Annotated in this window: 2 protein-coding genes; both read left to right on the top strand. The window is 65.9% G+C overall.

Going from position 1 to position 1,947, the window contains the following annotated elements; translation table 11 throughout:
- The first annotated feature begins 147 nt into the window (after positions 1–147).
- Positions 148–885: an ABC transporter ATP-binding protein gene (locus EN893_RS31530; RefSeq protein ID WP_164748797.1), complete on the top strand. Its 738-nt coding sequence runs from the start codon at positions 148–150 to the stop codon at positions 883–885.
- An 8-nt stretch (positions 886–893) separates the two neighbouring features.
- Positions 894–1,793, top strand: a complete 900-nt coding sequence (locus EN893_RS31525; protein ID WP_127273335.1) for a branched-chain amino acid ABC transporter permease — start codon at positions 894–896, stop codon at positions 1,791–1,793.
- Positions 1,794–1,947 lie beyond the last annotated feature (154 nt).

Here is a 1,947-nt window from a genome sequence, read left to right as displayed (position 1 = left end):
CCACGGCGCCGGTCATATCCTTCGCCGAGAAGAAGGGTTATCCGGTCAAGGCCGTGCCGGTGATGGGGTTTGCGAACGGCAAGCGGGTGCTGATCACCGACACGCCGCCGACCTTCGTTCCGGCGCTGAACTGACGGGCAGCGAGCGATGACGGATCGAGACTTCGGTGCAGACCTCGTCGTGCTGAGCGTCGACAATCTGGTCGTCCGCTACGGCGCGGTGAGCGCGGTGCGCGACCTCAGCTTGAAGGTCGGGCGGGGCGAACTCGTCGCCCTGCTCGGCCCCAACGGCGCCGGCAAGAGCTCGACCATCAACGCGCTGACCGGCCTGGTCACGCCGGTTTCCGGCCGCGTCGTTCTCGACGGCCAGGACATTTCGCGTGTCCGCACCGAGGACCGCATTCGCGCCGGCCTGACCTCCACCCCCGAAGGCCGGCACATCTTCGCCAATCTGACGGTCGGCGAGAACCTTCGGCTTGGCGCGGCGATACGGCGCGATCCCAAGGGCGTGCGCCAGGACATCGAGCGCTTCCTGGCCTTGTTTCCGGTGCTTTCCGAACGCTACGGGCAGGCGGCCGGCACGCTATCGGGTGGCGAGCAGCAGATGTTGGCCATCGCCAGATCGCTGATGTCGCGGCCGAAGCTTTTGCTGCTCGACGAGCCGTCGCTGGGACTGGCGCCGAAGATCGTCGTGCAGATCTTCGATTTCATCGGCGAGCTGAAGGCGGAAGGGCTGACGCTGCTGGTGGTCGAGCAGAACGCCAGGCAGGCATTGCGCTTCGCCGACCGCGTCTATGTCGTCAGCGCCGGCACGCTTCGCCACAGCGGGCCGCCATCCAGCCTTGCCGACGAACACGGTCTCTTCAACCTCTATATCGGCGGGTAGGCGGCGACATGGATTATGCCTTGCAGCAGCTTCTCAATGCGCTGGCTTTCGGTGCGGAATATTCGCTGGTCGCGCTCGGCCTCGCGGTGGTGTTCTCGATCATGGGCCTGGTCAATTTCGCGCATGGGGAGATCATCGGCGTCTCCGCCTACAGCGTGTTCCTGGCGGCGGCGCTCGGACTGACTTCGCCTATCGTCGCGGTGCTGCTTGCTGTCGCTGCCGCCGCACTTGCGGCCATCGCCTTCGAGCGGGTGGCGTTCCGGCCGGTGCGCTATGCGCCGACGACGACCGGGCTGCTGACCGCCTTCGGCGTCTCGATCGTCGTGCAGAACCTGTTCATGCTGCTGATCTCGCCAAAGCCGCAGTCGGTCTCGATCCTCAACGGGCTGAACCAGATGTGGTTCTTCGGCCCCTTTGCGGTGTCGTCGCTGCAGGTGATGGAGCTTATCGTCTCGGGCCTGACCATTCTCGCCTTGGTGCTGTTCCTCAACCGTTCGACGCTCGGCCTCGCCATCCGCGCGGCGTCGCGCGATTTCGCCACGGTGCGGCTGATGGGTATCAAGGCGAACCGGGTGATCGCCACGGCCTTCGCCGTCTCCGGCGCACTGGCCGGCATCGCCGCCGTCTTCATCATCGCGCGGCGCGGCAGCGTCTCGCCCGATCTCGGCTTCAGCCTGGTGCTGAAGGCGTTCGTCGCCTGCGTGATCGGCGGCTTCGGCTCGCTGGCGGGCGCTGCGGCCGGCGGCATGCTGCTCGGCTTCATCGAGGTCGGCCTGCTGGTTGCGTTGCCGCAGGAGTATGGAGGCTTCAAGGACGCGCTCACCTACGGGATCATCGTCGCGCTGCTTGTCTACCGGCCAGAAGGCCTGCTCGGCCAGCGGGTCGAACTCGGCGACAAGGAGATTTGACGTTGTCGCAGGCAATCGAAGAGACCGCATCTCCGTCTACTGCTGTCGCACAATCCCGCGCTGCGCTGACGCGCTCGCTGATCGGTGGGCTGGTAACGTCGGTGCCGGTGCTGGTGGTCGGGCTGCTGATCCTGAATTTCGCGCCGACCTACTA

Origin of the sequence: Mesorhizobium sp. M7A.F.Ca.CA.004.04.2.1 (assembly GCF_004022825.1) — a bacterium.
Taxonomy (GTDB): Bacteria; Pseudomonadota; Alphaproteobacteria; order Rhizobiales; family Rhizobiaceae; genus Mesorhizobium.
The sequence above is the reverse complement of the archived record's forward strand: the minus strand, read 5'-3'. Positions and strand labels throughout refer to the sequence as shown.

Excerpts from the sequence above, each read along its gene's own strand:
- EN893_RS31530 (WP_164748797.1), top strand. The coding sequence starts at position 148 with ATGACGGATCGAGACTTCGGTGCAGACCTCGTCGTGCTGAGCGTCGAC.
- EN893_RS31525 (WP_127273335.1), top strand. The coding sequence starts at position 894 with ATGGATTATGCCTTGCAGCAGCTTCTCAATGCGCTGGCTTTCGGTGCG.